This window comes from Actinokineospora spheciospongiae (assembly GCF_000564855.1).
GTDB classification, from domain to species: domain Bacteria; phylum Actinomycetota; class Actinomycetes; order Mycobacteriales; family Pseudonocardiaceae; genus Actinokineospora; species Actinokineospora spheciospongiae.
In genome coordinates this window covers 1-15,085 of the sequence record NZ_AYXG01000157.1, presented here as the reverse complement: position 1 = coordinate 15,085, position 15,085 = coordinate 1, and the positions used below count along the sequence as shown (strand labels likewise).

The 15,085-nt window shown below is 74.2% G+C and carries 15 protein-coding genes; 5 read left to right on the top strand and 10 right to left on the bottom strand.

Features of this window, described 5'->3' with window-relative positions; genetic code table 11:
• Positions 1 to 202: 202 nt before the first annotated feature.
• The 3 genes from prmC to rpmE form a co-directional block, all read right to left on the bottom strand.
• Positions 203 to 1,066 (bottom strand): peptide chain release factor N(5)-glutamine methyltransferase, encoded by an 864-nt coding sequence (prmC, locus tag UO65_RS20725; RefSeq protein ID WP_035285197.1) that lies wholly within the window; start codon positions 1,064 to 1,066, stop codon positions 203 to 205.
• 12 nt (positions 1,067 to 1,078) lie between these two features.
• Entirely contained in the window at positions 1,079 to 2,158 is a 1,080-nt protein-coding gene (prfA, locus tag UO65_RS20720) for a peptide chain release factor 1 (RefSeq protein WP_035285213.1), read from the bottom strand.
• An 87-nt stretch (positions 2,159 to 2,245) separates the two neighbouring features.
• Positions 2,246 to 2,464 carry a 50S ribosomal protein L31 gene (gene rpmE / locus UO65_RS20715; RefSeq protein ID WP_035285210.1) on the bottom strand — a complete coding sequence of 73 codons (219 nt, stop codon included), beginning with the start codon at positions 2,462 to 2,464 and terminating at the stop codon, positions 2,246 to 2,248.
• 225 nt (positions 2,465 to 2,689) lie between these two features.
• Between rpmE and UO65_RS37490 the strand changes: the two genes are divergently transcribed.
• Positions 2,690 to 3,082, top strand: a complete 393-nt coding sequence (locus UO65_RS37490) for a hypothetical protein (protein ID WP_063935982.1) — start codon at positions 2,690 to 2,692, stop codon at positions 3,080 to 3,082.
• A gap of 61 nt (positions 3,083 to 3,143) precedes the next feature.
• Here UO65_RS37490 and rho read toward each other — a convergent pair whose 3' ends face one another.
• The 6 genes from rho to UO65_RS20680 form a co-directional block, all read right to left on the bottom strand.
• Entirely contained in the window at positions 3,144 to 5,213 is a 2,070-nt protein-coding gene (rho, locus tag UO65_RS20705) for a transcription termination factor Rho (RefSeq protein WP_035285196.1), read from the bottom strand.
• Positions 5,214 to 5,655: 442 nt separating this feature from the next.
• Positions 5,656 to 6,549: a homoserine kinase gene (gene thrB, locus UO65_RS20700; protein WP_035285193.1), complete on the bottom strand. Its 894-nt coding sequence runs from the start codon at positions 6,547 to 6,549 to the stop codon at positions 5,656 to 5,658.
• Positions 6,546 to 7,667 (bottom strand): threonine synthase, encoded by a 1,122-nt coding sequence (gene thrC / locus UO65_RS20695; protein ID WP_052021424.1) that lies wholly within the window; start codon positions 7,665 to 7,667, stop codon positions 6,546 to 6,548. Before thrC ends, thrB begins: the two co-directional genes overlap by 4 nt.
• A complete protein-coding gene (locus UO65_RS20690; RefSeq protein WP_035285204.1) occupies positions 7,664 to 8,965 on the bottom strand; it encodes a homoserine dehydrogenase in 1,302 nt (433 codons plus the stop codon). Before UO65_RS20690 ends, thrC begins: the two co-directional genes overlap by 4 nt.
• A 44-nt stretch (positions 8,966 to 9,009) precedes the next feature.
• Entirely contained in the window at positions 9,010 to 10,446 is a 1,437-nt protein-coding gene (lysA, locus tag UO65_RS20685) for a diaminopimelate decarboxylase (RefSeq protein WP_035285202.1), read from the bottom strand.
• Between the two features lie 11 nt (positions 10,447 to 10,457).
• Complete coding sequence (locus UO65_RS20680; protein ID WP_035285191.1) at positions 10,458 to 11,408, bottom strand: arginine--tRNA ligase; 951 nt, start codon at positions 11,406 to 11,408, stop codon at positions 10,458 to 10,460.
• 61 nt (positions 11,409 to 11,469) lie between these two features.
• Between UO65_RS20680 and UO65_RS20675 the strand changes: the two genes are divergently transcribed.
• From UO65_RS20675 to UO65_RS20665, 3 genes are all read left to right on the top strand, one after another.
• Positions 11,470 to 12,144, top strand: a complete 675-nt coding sequence (locus tag UO65_RS20675; protein WP_052021423.1) for a DUF3105 domain-containing protein — start codon at positions 11,470 to 11,472, stop codon at positions 12,142 to 12,144.
• A gap of 109 nt (positions 12,145 to 12,253) precedes the next feature.
• Positions 12,254 to 13,048 (top strand): DUF3105 domain-containing protein, encoded by a 795-nt coding sequence (locus UO65_RS20670; protein ID WP_035285190.1) that lies wholly within the window; start codon positions 12,254 to 12,256, stop codon positions 13,046 to 13,048.
• The gene (locus tag UO65_RS20665) at positions 13,045 to 13,755 is read left to right on the top strand and encodes a DUF305 domain-containing protein (RefSeq protein ID WP_035285187.1); all 711 of its coding nucleotides are present in this window, start codon (positions 13,045 to 13,047) and stop codon (positions 13,753 to 13,755) included. The genes UO65_RS20670 and UO65_RS20665 overlap by 4 nt, the downstream gene beginning before the upstream one ends.
• A 1-nt stretch (position 13,756) precedes the next feature.
• Here the strand turns inward: UO65_RS20665 and UO65_RS20660 are convergent, their stop codons facing one another.
• Entirely contained in the window at positions 13,757 to 14,674 is a 918-nt protein-coding gene (locus UO65_RS20660) for a cation diffusion facilitator family transporter (protein WP_035285184.1), read from the bottom strand.
• A gap of 183 nt (positions 14,675 to 14,857) precedes the next feature.
• Between UO65_RS20660 and UO65_RS38240 the strand changes: the two genes are divergently transcribed.
• Positions 14,858 to 15,085 (top strand): hypothetical protein (locus UO65_RS38240; protein WP_035285181.1); only part of this gene is annotated, 228 nt, incomplete at its 3' end.

Below are 15,085 nucleotides of genomic sequence, written 5' to 3'. Positions count from 1 at the left end.
CCCGGCCAAACACATCCACCCACCCGGGCAGGGCCGTAGCCGGGCCGGCGGTTCGTGGGGTGGTCGGCCTGCGTTCAGGACCTCCACCCACCCAGGCATTCGCTCGCCGGGCCGGCGGCTTTCGGGGTGGTTGCCTGGTTGTTGCTGCGCCGGTGGCGTTCGGGGGGCTGGTTGTCGCTGCGCCTGGGGGTCTTGGGGCGGGTCAGGTGCGGTGGGCGGTGGTGAAGCGGGGGCGGCCTGCCAGGTCCCGGTGGGCCCGCACGTCGGTGAACAGGGTGCGGGCGGTGAACAGGGCGGGGACGGATTCGCCGTGGGTGTCGTCGTGCTCGACCGCCAGGGCGCCGCCGGGGCGCAGGAGGCGAGCGCACAGGCCCACCATGGGCCGGATGACGTCGAGGCCGTCGGGGCCGGAGAAGACCGCGCTGTGCGGGTCGTGGTCGGCGACCTCCGGGGGGACCGGGGTGCCCTCGGGGACGTACGGGGGGTTGCAGACGACCAGGTCGACCTGGCCGTCCAGGTCGGTCAGGGTGGTCGGGGCGGTGACGTCGGCCGCGTGCAGGCGGATCGGGGTGTCCCCGGCGGCGGCGCGCAGGTCGGCGTTGCGGCGGGCCCAGGACAGGGCGGCGGGGTCCTGTTCGACCGCGTGCACCGCCGCGTCGGGGCGGGCGTTGGCCAGGGCCAGGGCCAGGGCGCCCGACCCGGTGCACAGGTCCACCACGACCGGGGACCGGGTGCCGCGCAGGAAGTCCGCCCCCCAGGCGAACAGCAGCTCGGTCTCCGGGCGCGGGACGAACACGCCCGCGCCGACCTCGACGTCGACCGCGCCCATCGGGGCGGTGCCGACGAGGTGTTGCAGCGGCTCCCGGGCGGCGCGGCGGGAGACCAGGGTGCCCAGGGCCGACAGCACGCCCGCGTCGACCAGGGGCACCGTCAGCAGCTTGCCCCTGGGCACCCCGAGGACGTGCGCGGCGAGCAGTTCGGCGTCGTTGCGCGGACTGGCGACACCGGCGGCGGCGAGCGCGCGCTCGGCCTCGGTCACCGCGAGCCGGAGGGGTTGCCTGGTCACCGGGACAGCCTCTCACCCGCCGCCGTGGGCGGCGAGTCGCTCCTCGCGGTCGGCGGTGGCCAGGGCGTCGAGCACGGCGTCGAGGTCGCCGTCGAGGACGGTTTCCAGGTTGTGGGCCTTGTAGCCGACCCGGTGGTCGGAGATGCGGTTCTCCGGGTAGTTGTAGGTGCGCACCCGCTCGGACCGGTCCACGGTGCGCACCTGGCTGCGCCGGGCGTCCGAGGCCTGCTTCTGCGCCTCCTCCTCGGCGGCGGCGGCCAGCCGGGAGCGCAGCACCTGCATGGCGCGCGCCTTGTTCTGCAACTGGGAGCGCTCGTTCTGGCAGGACACCACGATGCCGCTGGGCAGGTGGGTGATCCGCACCGCCGAGTCGGTCGTGTTGACGCTCTGCCCGCCCTTGCCCGAGGAGCGGTAGACGTCGACGCGGAGGTCCTTGTCGGGGATGTCCTCGAAGTCGGCGGCGTCCTCGGCCTCCGGGTAGACCAGCACGCCCGCGGCGGAGGTGTGGATGCGGCCCTGCGACTCGGTGGCGGGCACCCGCTGCACCCGGTGCACCCCGCCCTCGAACTTCAACCGGGCCCACACGCCCTCGGGGTCGCTGCCCCGGCTCTTGATGGCGACCGTGACGTCCTTGTAGCCGCCCAGGTCGGACTCGGTGCCATCGAGCACCTCGGCCTTCCACCCGTGCCGCTCGGCGTAGCGCAGGTACATCCGCAGCAGGTCGCCCGCGAACAGCGCCGACTCCTCGCCGCCCTCACCGGACTTGACCTCCAGCACCACGTCGTCGCCGTCGTGCGGGTCGCGCGGGAGGAGCTGCTCGGTCAGCTTCGTCTCCAGCTCCGGGATGCGCCCGGCCAGCGACTCGGCCTCCGCGGCGAACCCCGGGTCCTCGGCGGCCAGCTCGCGGGCCGCCTCCAGGTCGCTGCGGGCGGCCTCCAGGTCGCGCAGCGTCCGGATCACCGGGCTCAGCTCCGCGTAGCGGCGCCCGAGCTTGCGCGCCCGGTCCTGGTCGGCGTGCACGGCCGGGTCGGCGAGGGTCTTCTCCAGCTCGCCGTACTCGGCGACCAGCTCGGACAGTGAGGACGAGTCCACCGGGTTCACCTGCAGTTCCATCAGTCGATCGGGTCCGGACACAGCGACGGCGCCCGCCCCGAGCCGGGGTGGGCGCCGTGCGCGGAGCTACTTGGCGGCGAGGGCGCGCTTGCCGTAGCGCGCCTCGAAGCGGGCGATCCGCCCACCGGTGTCCAAGACGCGCTGCTTGCCCGTGTAGAAGGGGTGGCAGCGCGAGCAGACGTCGACGGTGAAGGCGGCGGGACGGGTGCTGCCCGTCGTGAAGGTGTTGCCGCAGCCGCAGGTCACGGTGGTCGCGGCGTAGTTCGGGTGGATACCGTTTCGCACGGTGGTCGCCTTTCTCACGTGGCCGCCGGGTCCCCGCTGGAGCTGGGGTGAACCGGTGCCTGGCTCGACCTGACAGTGTGCCAGACGATGCTGACGGTCAGTACAACCTGCCGGGCCCATGCAGTATTCCGACCGCTCACCGGACCTGGGCGGCTGCTTGCCGACGCATCAGGCCGCTCACAGACGGTAGCGCCGCCCGCTCGCGGCGTGACGGACACTGGCCGGGTGCTGTGCAGAGTCGGCAGGCCGTTGTCTGTCTCCGCGTGGTTGTCCGCACCCGTGCTCTTCACCGCCGCGGTGCTCGGCCTGACCGGGGCGGGTGGCCTGGTCCTGCGGGCGACCTGGGCGGTCACCCTCTCGAGCTGGCTGGGCGGCGCGGCCGCGGCGGTGGCGACGGCCCTCGCCGGGTCGGTGAACTGGCGCTCCCCGGTGCAGCGGGTGGCGCTGTCGGTGGGCTACCCGGCGGGCCTGCTGGGCCTGGGGCTGGTGTCGGACGCGGTGGCGGTGCCCCTGGGAGCGGCGGCGGCGGTCGGTATCCCGGCGGCCGCGGTCCTGGTGGTGCTGGTGGTGCGCCAGCTCATGGGCGAATCCGCCTCGGAGGCCCGGCACGCGCGGTGACCCCGGGAAAAGCCGTGGGCCCCACCGGAGAACCGGTGGGGCCCACGGCCGATCAGCGGGCTCAGACGTCGCCGGAGGGCGTCGTCTTGGCCACCTGCATCAGGAACTCGATGTTCGTCCGGGACTTGCGCAGCCGGTCGAGCAGCAGCTCGATCGCGGCCTGGCTGTCCAGGGCGTGCAGGACGCGGCGGAGCTTCACCGTGACCGCCAGCTCGTCCGGGGAGAGCAGCAGCTCCTCCTTGCGGGTGCTGGACGGGTCGACGTCGACCGCGGGGAAGATGCGCTTGTCGGCGATCTTGCGGTCGAGCTTCAACTCGGCGTTGCCGGTGCCCTTGAACTCCTCGAAGATCACCGTGTCACCCGCGGAGCCGGTCTCCACCAGGGCGGTGGCGAAGATGGTCAGCGAGCCGCCGTTCTCGATGTTGCGCGCCGCGCCCAGGAACCGCTTGGGCGGGAACAGCGCCGTCGAGTCGACACCACCGGAGAGGATTCGGCCGGACGCCGGGGCCGCCAGGTTGTAGGCGCGGCCCAGGCGGGTGATCGAGTCGAGCAGGACCACCACGTCGTGGCCCATCTCCACCAGGCGCTTGGCGCGCTCGATGGACAGCTCGGCCACCGTGGTGTGGTCGCCCGGCGGGCGGTCGAAGGTGGAGGCGATGACCTCGCCCTTCACCGACCGCTGCATGTCGGTGACCTCCTCCGGCCGCTCGTCGACGAGCACGACCATGAGGTAGACCTCGGGGTTGTTGGTGGCGATGGCGTTGGCGATCGCCTGCAGCACCGAGGTCTTGCCCGCCTTGGGCGGGGACACGATGAGCGCGCGCTGCCCCTTGCCCACCGGCATCACCAGGTCGATGACGCGGGTGGTGAGGATGTGCGGCTCGGTCTCCAGGCGGAGGCGCTCGTTCGGGTAGAGCGGCGTCAGCTTGGTGAACTCGGGGCGGTTCTTGGCCGCGTCCGGCTCCAGGCCGTTGATCGTCTCCACCCGCACCAGCGGGTTGAACTTCTGCCGCTGCTGCTCGCCGTCGCGCGGCTGGCGGACCAGGCCGGTGATGGCGTCACCCCGGCGCAGGCCGTACCTGCGCACCAGCGACAGCGAGACGTAGACGTCGTTCGGGCCCGCCAGGTAGCCCGACGTCCGGACGAACGCGTAGTTCTCCAGGACGTCGAGGACGCCCGCGACCGGGAGCAGGACGTCGTCGTCGCGCACCTCGGTGTCGTTCTGACCGCCACCGCCGGTGGTGCCCTCGACGCGCCCGCCCCGGCGGCGCCGGTCGCGGAAGCGCCGACCGCGGCGGCCACCGCGCTCGTCGTCGTCATCGTCGTCCGGCCCGGTGGACCGGTTCTCCTGCTGGCGTTCCTGGTTGCGCTCCTGGTTGCGGTTGCGCTCGCCGCGGTCGGGGCGCTCGCCCCGGTCCTGGCGGTCACCGCGGTCGGACCGCTCACCGCGGTCCGGGCGGTCGTTGCGGTCGCCCCGCTCCGGCCGCTCCCCGCCGCGGCGGTTGTCCGGGCGCTCACCGCGCTGCTGGCGCTGGTCGTCGCCGCGGGCGACCCGCTGCTCCGGCGCGGACTGCTCGCCGTCGGGGCTGCCCGCCGACCGACCGGCCGCGCGGCGGCGGCGGTTCTCCCGGCGGGGACCCTCGTCGCCCTCGGACCGGGTGTCCGGCCGCTCGGGCGCCTCGGCCGGGGTCTCGACCCTGGCCTGCGCCGGGGCCTCCGCCCTGGTCTCGGCCTGCGGCTGGGGTGCCTCGACCGCGGGGGCGGTGCCCACCGCGGCGGCCGCCTCGACGGCCTCGGCGACCTTGGCGGGCGCGGCGGCCCTGGTGGCCCGGCGCGGTTCGCGCTTGGGCTTGGCCGGGGCCTCGGCCTCGGTGCCGTTCAGGGGGAGCTGCTGGGCGTCGGACCCGCCCGGCCCACCGCCCTGGCGCTCCTTGATGGCAGCGATGAGGTCGCCCTTGCGCATCCCCGTGGTGCTGGAGATGCCCAACTGACCGGCGAGCTCGCGGAGATCGGCGAGCACCATGCCGGACAGGCCCGCGCGACGCTTCGGCGTGCCTCCGTTGGCCCCGGTGTTCTGCGCCTTGTCCGTGGACTCGGCAGCGTCGCTGCTCAACAAATCGGTATTGCTCACACAAGTCCTTCCTGACCGGTCCCCGCCTCCTACGTGGACCAGCGGACCGCCGTCCGACGGAATGCGCGACGGCGTATCTCTCCTCCGTTTGACCACCCCGGCCGCGATATCGGCCAGGCGTTGAGCCAGTCGTGCGACTCGGCCGCCAACAGGGAGCATCTGGTCACCACGATCATCGGGAACCTGCGAGCCCCGGCCCGAACCCTGGAGCAGGACTGGGCCGATACCCCGGCAGATGATGCGACCCGGGGAAGATTCCCCGGGAGCGACACCGGGCGCCCGTGCGCGCGGTGACTGAACGACCCCGAGGGTAGACGGCCGTAACTCGAGGTGCAACAACCGGTTCACAGCGCGTCGCACGCGCCCCGCCCGCAGACCCCGTGATCTGCGTCACGAACTCGCCCATTCGGCACAACGCGACGGGCACGGGCGGTGTTCCCGCTCAGCCGAGCGTGTCCACCCGGACACCCGTGCGGTCCACCGGCAGCTCCACGACCCGGAAACCGGTGACGTCCACCCCGGGTGGGAGAACACCGTCCGTGGTCAGCGCCAGGACCGTGGGGCCCGCGCCGGACAGGGTGGCGGCCACCCCGGCCGCGCGCAGGGCGTGGACCAGCCGCAGCGTCGCCGGGTAGGCGCTCTCGCGGTAGTCCTGGTGCAGCGTGTCCGCGGTGGCGGGCAGCAGCAGGTGCGGGGCGGCGGTGACCGCGTGCACGGCCAGCGCGGCCCGCCCGGCGGCGAACGCGGCGTCGGCGTGCGGAACGGCCGACGGGAGCAGCCCCCTGGTCACCCTGGTGGCGGAGTTGGTGTCCGGGACCGCCACGACCGGCCGCAGGTCGGCGTGCGGCTCCAGCCGGACGCCGCGGTAGCGGGCCTTGCCGCGCTCGGGGCCGTGCTCGGCCCAGGTCAGCACCAGGCCGCCGAGCAGGGACGCGGCCACGTTGTCGGCGTGCCCCTCGAACTCCGCGGCCAGGTGCAGCGCGTCCTCGTCGAGGTCGCGACCGGCCAGGCCGTAGGCCGCGGCGATGCCCGCCACCACCGCCGAGGCCGACGAGCCCAGGCCGCGCGAGTGCGGGATGGCGTTGGTGCAGCGCAGCGCGAACCCGCCCGGTTCGACGCCGAGCAGCTCGCACGCGGCGAGCAGGCCGCGCACGACCAGGTGCGTCTCGTCGAGCGGGACCGCCGCGACGCCCTCACCCTCGACGTGCACGGTCACCCCGCCCGCGGTGCGCTCGACCTCGACCTCGTCGTAGAGGCCCAGGGCCAGGCCGAGCGCGTCGAAGCCCGGGCCCAGGTTCGCCGTGGAGGCGGGCACCCGGACCCGGACAGCGGTCACCGCAGCTCCAGCGCGGACGCGACCGCCGTGGCGTCCACCGGCACCGGCTCGACCTCGGACAGGCCCAGCAGCGCGGTGTCCGGGTCCTTGAGGCCGTGCCCGGTGACGGTGCAGACCACGACCGAGCCCTCGGGCAGCCGACCGTCGGCGGCGGTGAGCAGCAGCCCGGCCACGCTGGTCGCCGACGACGGTTCGACGAACACGCCCTCGCGGTGGGCCAGCAGCCGGTAGGCGGCGAGGATCTGCTCGTCGGTGAGCTTGTCGAACAGCCCGCCGGACTCGTCGCGGGCGGTCACCGCACCGGCCCAGGACGCCGGGCTGCCCACCCGGATGGCGGTGGCGATGGTCTCCGGGTTCGCCACCGGTTCGCCCAGCACCAGCGGCGCCGCCCCGGAGGCCTGGAAGCCGAACATCCGCGGCGCGGCCTCGACCAGCCCGTCGGCGACGTACTCGGAGTACCCGCGCCAGTAGGCGGTGATGTTGCCCGCGTTGCCGACCGGCAGGCAGTGCACGTCCGGGGCCCGGCCGAGCACGTCGCAGATCTCCCAGGCGGCGGTCTTCTGGCCGATGAGCCGCACCGGGTTGACCGAGTTGACCAGGCCGATCGGGTACTCGGCGGCGGTCTTGCGGACCAGTTCCAGGCAGTCGTCGAAGTTGCCGTCGATCTGCAACACCCTGGCGCCGTAGGCGACCGCCTGGGCGAGCTTGCCCTGGGCGATCTTGCCGCGCGGGATGAGCACCGCCGAGGTCAGGCCCGCGCGCGCGGCGTAGGCCGACGCGGACGCCGACGTGTTGCCGGTGGAGGCGCAGATCACCGCCTCCAGGCCCCCGGCGAGGGCGTGGGTGACGGCCACGGTCATGCCGCGGTCCTTGAACGAGCCGGTCGGGTTGGCGCCCTCGACCTTGAGGTACACCGTGGCCCCGGTCAGCTCCGACAGGTGCGGGGCGGGCAGCAGCGGTGTGTTGCCCTCCCCCAGGCTCACGACCTTCGCGCCCTCGGGGACCGGGACCCGGTCCCGGTAGGCCTCGATGATCCCCGGCCACCCGGGCCGGGAACCGCCCGGCGGGGTGGGGATGGCCAGGGGGGAGTTGACCTGGGTGGGGATGGAAGATGTCATTGGTCCTCGCCTTCGACCCGCATCACGCTGACCACCCGGTTGACGAACGGCAGCCCCGCGATCTTGTCCACAGTGGAGCGCAGTGCGGCGTCCTCGGCCGAGTGGGTCACGATCACCAGACTCGCGTCGGATGTGCGCCCCTCCTGCCGGACCGCCGAGATGCTCACCTCGTGCTCGGCGAACACCGCGGCGACCGCCGCCAGCACGCCCGCGCGGTCGGCCACGTCCAGGCTGATGTGGTACCTGGTCGAGGCCTGCGCGATCGGGCGCACCGCGAGGTCGGCGTAGGCCGACTCGCGCGGTCCGCGCCCGCCGACGACCCGGTTGCGGGCGACCGCGACCAGATCGCCGAGCACGGCGCTGGCGGTGGGTGCACCGCCCGCTCCCTGCCCGTAGAACATGAGCTGCCCGGCGGCCTCCGCCTCGACGAAGACCGCGTTGAAGGCGCCGCCGACCCCGGCCAGCGGGTGGCTGCGCGGGATCATCGCCGGGTGCACCCGCACCGCGACCGAGGCGGTGCCGTCGGCGGCCTCGACGCGCTCGCAGATGGCCAGCAGCTTGATGGTGCGGCCCAGGCCGCGGGCGGCGGCCACGTCGGCGGGGGTGACCGCGGAGATGCCCTCGCGGTGCACGTCGCCCATGGTGACCCGGGTGTGGAAGGACAGCGAGGCCAGGATCGCCGCCTTGGCCGCGGCGTCGTAGCCGTCGACGTCGGCGGTCGGGTCGGCCTCGGCGTAGCCCAGCCGGGCCGCCTCGTCCAGCGTCTCCGCGTACCCGGCGCCGGTCTCGTCCATCGCGGAGAGGATGAAGTTGGTGGTGCCGTTCACGATCCCCATGACCCGGGTGATCCGGTCCCCGGCCAGCGACTCGCGCAGCGGGCGCAGCAGCGGGATCGCGCCCGCCACCGCCGCCTCGAAGTACAGGTCGGCGCCGGAGGCGTCGGCGGCGGTGAACAGGTCGCCCGCGTGCTCGGCCAGCAGCGCCTTGTTGGCGGTGACCACGGACTTGCCCGCGCGCAGCGCGGTCAGCAGCCACTCCCGGGTCGGCTCGATGCCGCCGACGACCTCCACCACCACGTCCACGTCGTCGCGGGCGACCAGCGCCGCCGCGTCGGTGGTCAGCAGCTCCGCCGGGACCTCCCGGTGCCGGTCGGCGCGGCGCACCGCGATGCCGACCAGCTCCACCGGGGTGCCGATCCGGGCCGCCAGCTCGTCGGCCTGCTCGGTGAGCAGCCGCACGATCTGGGTGCCGACCGTCCCGCAGCCCAGCAGGGCCACCCGGATCGGCCGCCCGCCGATCGGTTCCGCGGCAGCGCCGGTCGTCGAGCCGGTCACCGAGCCAGTCACAGGGCCTCCAGTCTCAACAGGTCGTCCACGGTCTCCCGGCGCAGCAGCAGCCGGGCCACCCCGTCGCGGACCGCCACCACCGCGGGCCGGGGCAACCGGTTGTAGTTGCTGGCCATCGAGTAGCAGTACGCACCGGTCGCCGCGACCGCCAGCAGGTCGCCGGGGGCCAGGTTGTCCGGCAGCCAGCAGTCTCGCACCACCACGTCCCCGGACTCGCAGTGTTTGCCCACCACTCGGGACAGCACCGCCTGCGAGCCGCGTTCGCCCTCGCCCGCGGACCGCGACACCAGCCGGGTGTCGTAGAGCGCGTCGTAGAGGGCGGTGCGGATGTTGTCGCTCATCCCGCCGTCGACGCTGACGTAGCGGCGGCCGGTGCCCGCGCCCAGCGCGACCTCCTTGGTGGTGCCCACCTCGTAGAGGGTCACCGTGCCGGGGCCGACGATGGCCCGGCCCGGCTCGACGGCCACCTTCGGCACCGGCAGCCCGGCCTGCTCGCACTCCTTGGCCACGACCGCCTTGAGCTGCTCGGCCAGCCAGCGCGGCGGCGGCGGGTCGTCCTGGGCGGTGTAGGCGATGCCCAGGCCGCCGCCGAGGTCGACGGTGCCCAGCTCGGTCAGCGCCTCGGCGCCGTGCTCGGCGTGCAGCTCGGCGAGCAGGCCCACGACCCGGTGCGCGGCGATCTCGAAGCCGTCGGCGTCGAAGATCTGCGACCCGATGTGGCTGTGCAGCCCGACCAGGCTCAGCCCACCGGACTTGAGCACCCGGCGGGCCGCCTCGGCCGCGGCGCCGCCCGCCAGCGAGAAGCCGAACTTCTGGTCCTCGTGCGCGGTGGCGATGAACTCGTGGGTGTGCGCCTCGACGCCGACGGTCACCCGGATCAGCACCGGGGCGCGGGTGCCCCGGTCGCGGGCGAGCTTGTCCAGCCTGGCGATCTCCAGGAACGAGTCGACCACGATCGCCCCGACCCCGGCGTCGAGCGCCTGGGCCAGCTCGTCGGTCGACTTGTTGTTGCCGTGCAGGGTGATGCGCTCCGGCGGGAACTCCGCGCGCAGCGCCACCGCCAGCTCGCCGCCGCTGCACACGTCCAGGCTCAGCCCCTCCTGGGCGACCCAGCGGGCGATCTCCACGGACAGGAACGCCTTGGCCGCGTAGTGCACCAGCTCCGGGTCGTCGAAGGCCTCGGCGTGGTCGCGGCAGCGGGAGCGGAAGTCGTCCTCGTCCACCACGAACAGCGGTGTGCCGTAGGTCTCGGCCAGGTCGCGGACGTCCACGCCCGCCAGCCGCACGGCGCCGTCGGCCGCGCGGCCCGCGTTGCGCGGCCAGACCTCCGGGTACAGCTCGTCGAGCGCCGCGGCGCTGGTCGGCCGCTCGCTGGCGGTGTTGCCGGGCGGGAGGATCTCCGCGTGCCGCGGTCCTGCCGGGTGTGCCCTCATCCTCAGGTGTCCTAAATCCGTTCCGGTGCGTCGGTGCCGAGCACACCCAGCCCCTCGGCGAGCACCCGCCGTGCGGCCGCGCACAGTGCCAGCCGCGCGGCGCTCGTCGGGTGGGCCTCGGCGTCCCCCCGGGGGAGGATTCGACCCCCGTCGGCGAGGACGTGGGTGGCCTCGGCCAACTCCGCCGCGGCGGAGGCGACCCGGTGCGGTTCGCGCAGCCGGGCGGCCTCGACCAGGGCGCAGCGGTGGTCCGCGAGCGCGCGGACCAGTCCCAGTGTGTCCGCCGGGGGGACGAGCCCGGCAGCCGGGGTGTCCGGTCCGGGGATCGACAGGCCCAGGTCGGCCGCCCCGCGCAGCAGGCAGGCGGCCCTGGCGTGCGCGTGCCGGACCCGGAACGCCGGGTTCGACGGCAGCCGGGGCCCCCACACCTCGGGGTCGACCCGGACCGGGTCCCCGGCGCGGGTGGCGAGCAGGGCGAAGCGCAGCGAGTCGGGTTCGACCCCGGGCCCGGCGGTGGCGGGCCCCACCCGGACACCGGTCGGGTCGGCGCCGAGCCTGGTCAGCACCTCGGCGACCAGCCGGGGCCGCGCGTCCGGGCCGATCGGTGTGGTGCGCGGCACGTCGGGCAGGGCGGGCCCCCCGCGCAGCGCGGTGCGGACGACCTCGGCGCGGGCGTCGTCGGTGAGCCAGAGGGCGACGAAACCGGGCCCGGAGACCGCCGCCTCGGCGACCCCGCCGGTGCCGGTCAGCGCCTCGGCCAGCCACCCGGCCAGCTCGGCGGGGGTGGTCCCGGCCGGACCGGCGGCGCGCAGGGCGACCCCGGTGGCGTACTCGCCCCGGTCCGGGTCGGTCGGGGCGTCGAGGGCGACGGCGGCGGGCACGCCCGCGGGGTCGAGCCCGCGATCGCCGAGGACACCCAGTGCGGTGGAACGCACCAGGTCGGCGAGCACGTGCCGGGTCACGGGGTGAGTCTAGAGAGCGGCGTGCCCCGGACAAGACCCGCACGCGCTTAGACTCGGCGGCATGCGCGCCCCCCGCCTGCTGGTCCCGGTCGCCGCCGCCTGCCTGCTCACGGCATGCGCGTCGGGCACCCCGGCCGGGAGCGCCGCGCCCCCGACGAGCGGCGGCGCGGCGGCCTTCGCGCCCACCGACGCCGAGCACGACCCGACCACGCGCATCCCCGGGGTGCTGGCGGTCGAGTACGGCGAGGTCGAGCACGTGCTGGCCACCCGCCGCGTCGCCTACGACCACGCGCCCCCGCTCGGCGGCAACCACGACCCGTCGTGGGCCCAGTGCGACGGGGTGGTCTACGACGTGGCGGTGCGCTCGGAGAACCTCGTCCACTCGATGGAGCACGGCGCGGTGTGGATCTCCTACAACCCCGACCAGGTCACCGGCGCCGCGCGGGACGCGCTGGCCAGGCGGGTCACCGACCAGCCGTACATGGTCATGTCGCCCTACCCCGGCCAGGACGAGCCGGTGTCGGTGCAGGCCTGGGGCAGGCAGCTCAAGGTCGACTCGGTCGACGACCCGCGCATCGACCGGTTCACCACCGCCACCCGCACCAACCCGTACCTGTCCCCGGAACCCGGCGCGAGCTGCGGGGCGATCGACCCCCGGTTGTTCGACGTCGACAACCCGCGGCCGTTCGACCCGGCCCCGTACGGGCCGGACGCGATCCCCGTCACCGGGTCCTGACGGGAACCAGACACCGGTTCCCTAGACTGGCCTGTGCACTATTCCCCGTGACGAGGTTCGCCGAGATCAGGGTCGGGCCTCCTCAGTCGAGAAGAAGCCCGAGGACGGCATGGCCAGCGGCACGAAGAACAAGGGCAAGAAGGGCGGCGGCGTCAAGGCCGCGCGCGCCTCCGTCGTCGCGAACAAGGGCAAGCCCTGGGGCACGATCCTCGGGGTGCTCGCGGTCCTCGTGGTCGCCGGGGTGGTGTTCACCTACGCCATCCTGAAGGTGAACGCCGCCAAGGAGTTCACCGTCTCCGAGGACAACCAGGACCCGTCGGGCAACATCCCCGGCGTGGTGAAGGTGACCTACGCCCCCGGTGTGCACGTGGCCCCCGCCCAGCGCGTGGCCTACGACCAGAAGCCCCCCTTCGGCGGCCCGCACGACGCCATCTGGGCCGACTGCACCGGCGTGGTCTACCCGAACGCGGTGCGCAACGAGAACATGGTGCACATCCTCGAGCACGGCGCGGTGTGGATCGCCTACAACCCCGACCAGGTCTCCGGCGGGGCGCTGGACACCCTCAAGTCGAAGGTCGACGGCGTGCCGTACATGGCCATGTCGCCCTACCCCGGCCTGGACAAGCCGATTTCGCTGCAGTCCTGGGGCCACCAGCTCAAGCTCGACAGCGCCGACGACGCCCGGATCGACCAGTTCATCAAGTCGCTGCGCGCGAACAACTACCAGCACCCGGAGCCCGGCGGCTCCTGCGACAGCAACCAGAGCGGGTTCAACCTCGCCGACCCGCCGCCGTTCGTCGCCGACCCCGGCCCGGACGCGCTGCCGATGGACTACAGCGGCACCGCGGGCACGGTCCCGGACACCGGCATGGCCCCCACCAGCGCGGCCGCCCCGGGTCAGTGACCCCCGACCCCGACACCCGTCCCGACGGCGACCCCGCCGTCGGGGCGGCCAGGGCCACCCGCCGCGGCTGGCTCGTCTACTCCGCGGCGGCCCTGGTGGTGCTCCTGGTGGGTGCCGCCATCGGGATGCTGATCACGCTGTCGGTCGCGGGCTCCGACGCCGCGCCCACCGCCGAGTCGGTCGACGTGGGCTTCGCCCAGGACATGCGCACCCACCACCTGCAGGCCATCACCATGGCGGGCCTGGCCAGGGACCGCTCCACCGACCCCGAGGTGGTCCGGCTGGCGTTCGACATCGAGACCACCCAGCTCGACCAGAGCGGGCAGATGTCGGGCTGGCTCACCACCTGGGACCAGCCGAACCTGCTCCCGCCCGGCGAGAAGCACATGCGCTGGATGTCGGGCACCATGGCCCACTCGCACATGGAGATGACCGCCGACGGCGTCGACCGGATGCCCGGCATGGCCACCTCCGAGGAACTGGCCCGGCTGCGCTCCCTGTCCGGCAAGGACCTCGACGTCTACTTCCTGCAGTTGATGCTCCGCCACCACGAGGGCGGCCAGGACATGGCGGGCTACGCCGCCGACCACGCCCGACTGGGGTACGTCCGCAACCTGGCCGAGAAGATCAAGACCGCCCAGGGGGCGGAGAGCACCCTGCTCACCGGCATGATCACCGCGCGCGGCGCCTCGCCCCTGCCGTCCTGACCTACCAGCTCAGCTCGTGGCACCGGCTCGCCGACCGCGCGCACTCCACCTGCAGCGTGGCGTGCTCGATGCCGTACTCGACGGCGAACAGCTCCCGGGCCGCCTGGAGCACGTCGGCCTGGTCGGCGCCCTCGGCCATGGTCAGGTGCGCCGAGGCGACCTCCATCCCCGAGGTCAGGGTCCACAGGTGCAGGTCGTGCACCCCGCTCACCCCGGCCACGGTGGCCAGCCGCGCGGTCAGCTCGTCGACGTCCACCCGCTCCGGCGCGTGCTGGAACAGGATGCGCAGCGCCCGCCGGGCCAGCGACCAGGTGCGCGGCAGCACCCACAGCCCGATCGCCACACCGATCACCGGGTCCGCGTACCGCCACCCGAACAGCAGCGTCGCGAGGGCGCTGACGAGCACGCCGACCGACCCCACCAGGTCCGCCAGCACCTCCAGGTACGCCCCGCGCACGTTGAGGCTCTCCTCGGCCCCGCCGCGCAGCAGCAGAAACGACACGACGTTCGCCGCCAACCCGGCCAGCGCCGCCAGCAGCACCGGCACCCCGGGCACCTCCGGCGGGGCGGTGAAGCGCTGCACGGCCTCGAACACCACGTACCCGGCGACCCCGAACAGCAGCACCGCGTTCGCCAGCGCCGCCAGCACCTCGCCCCGGTAGACGCCGAAGGTCCGGTTCGCCCGCGCCCGGGAACGCCGGGCCGCCACGATCGCCGCCAGCGCCAGGCCCACGCCCACCACGTCGGTGAGCATGTGGGCGGCGTCGGAGATCAGGGCCAGTGACGAGGTCAGGACGCCGACGGCGAACTCGACCACCATGATGGCGAAGGCGATGGCGAAGGCGGCCCACAGCCTGCCGACCAGCCTCCCCGAGGCACTGGCCGAGACGCCGTGCCCGTGACCGTGTCCGTGCCCCACCGCTCACCCCTTCCGCGCGACCCCGAGCCAACATATGCGTGTCCGCGCATGGGTGCAAGATGGCGCCCACCACCCGGACACCCGTCACCCGAACGTGGGGCAAACCCGGTTCCGGCACGAGATCCCGCGCCCAGGGTGCTAGACGGAGAGCGAGGCGTCCGCAACAAGGAATCGAGGCCCCCGGTGCCGATCCCCGCATCGACCGCTCGCGCGGCCGCACTGACCGCACTCGCCGCCCTGTGCCTCACCACCCAGGGCTCCGGGGCCACCCGACCCGACACCCCCGAAGCCCACCACCCGACGGGCGCCGAACCGGCCGCCCTCCCCGCCAGACCGGTCCCCCCGGCCCCGGAGCCCGCGCCCGCCCCGGCACCGCACCCCGAACCGGCCCCCGACCCGGTCCCACTCCCC

Bases quoted from the DNA above. Each gene is read 5' to 3' on its own strand.
- lysA (WP_035285202.1), bottom strand. From the start codon at position 10,446: ATGAGGGCACACCCGGCAGGACCGCGGCACGCGGAGATCCTCCCGCCC.
- UO65_RS20675 (WP_052021423.1), top strand. From the start codon at position 11,470: ATGCGCGCCCCCCGCCTGCTGGTCCCGGTCGCCGCCGCCTGCCTGCTC.
- thrC (WP_052021424.1), bottom strand. From the start codon at position 7,667: ATGACATCTTCCATCCCCACCCAGGTCAACTCCCCCCTGGCCATCCCC.
- UO65_RS20670 (WP_035285190.1), top strand. From the start codon at position 12,254: ATGGCCAGCGGCACGAAGAACAAGGGCAAGAAGGGCGGCGGCGTCAAG.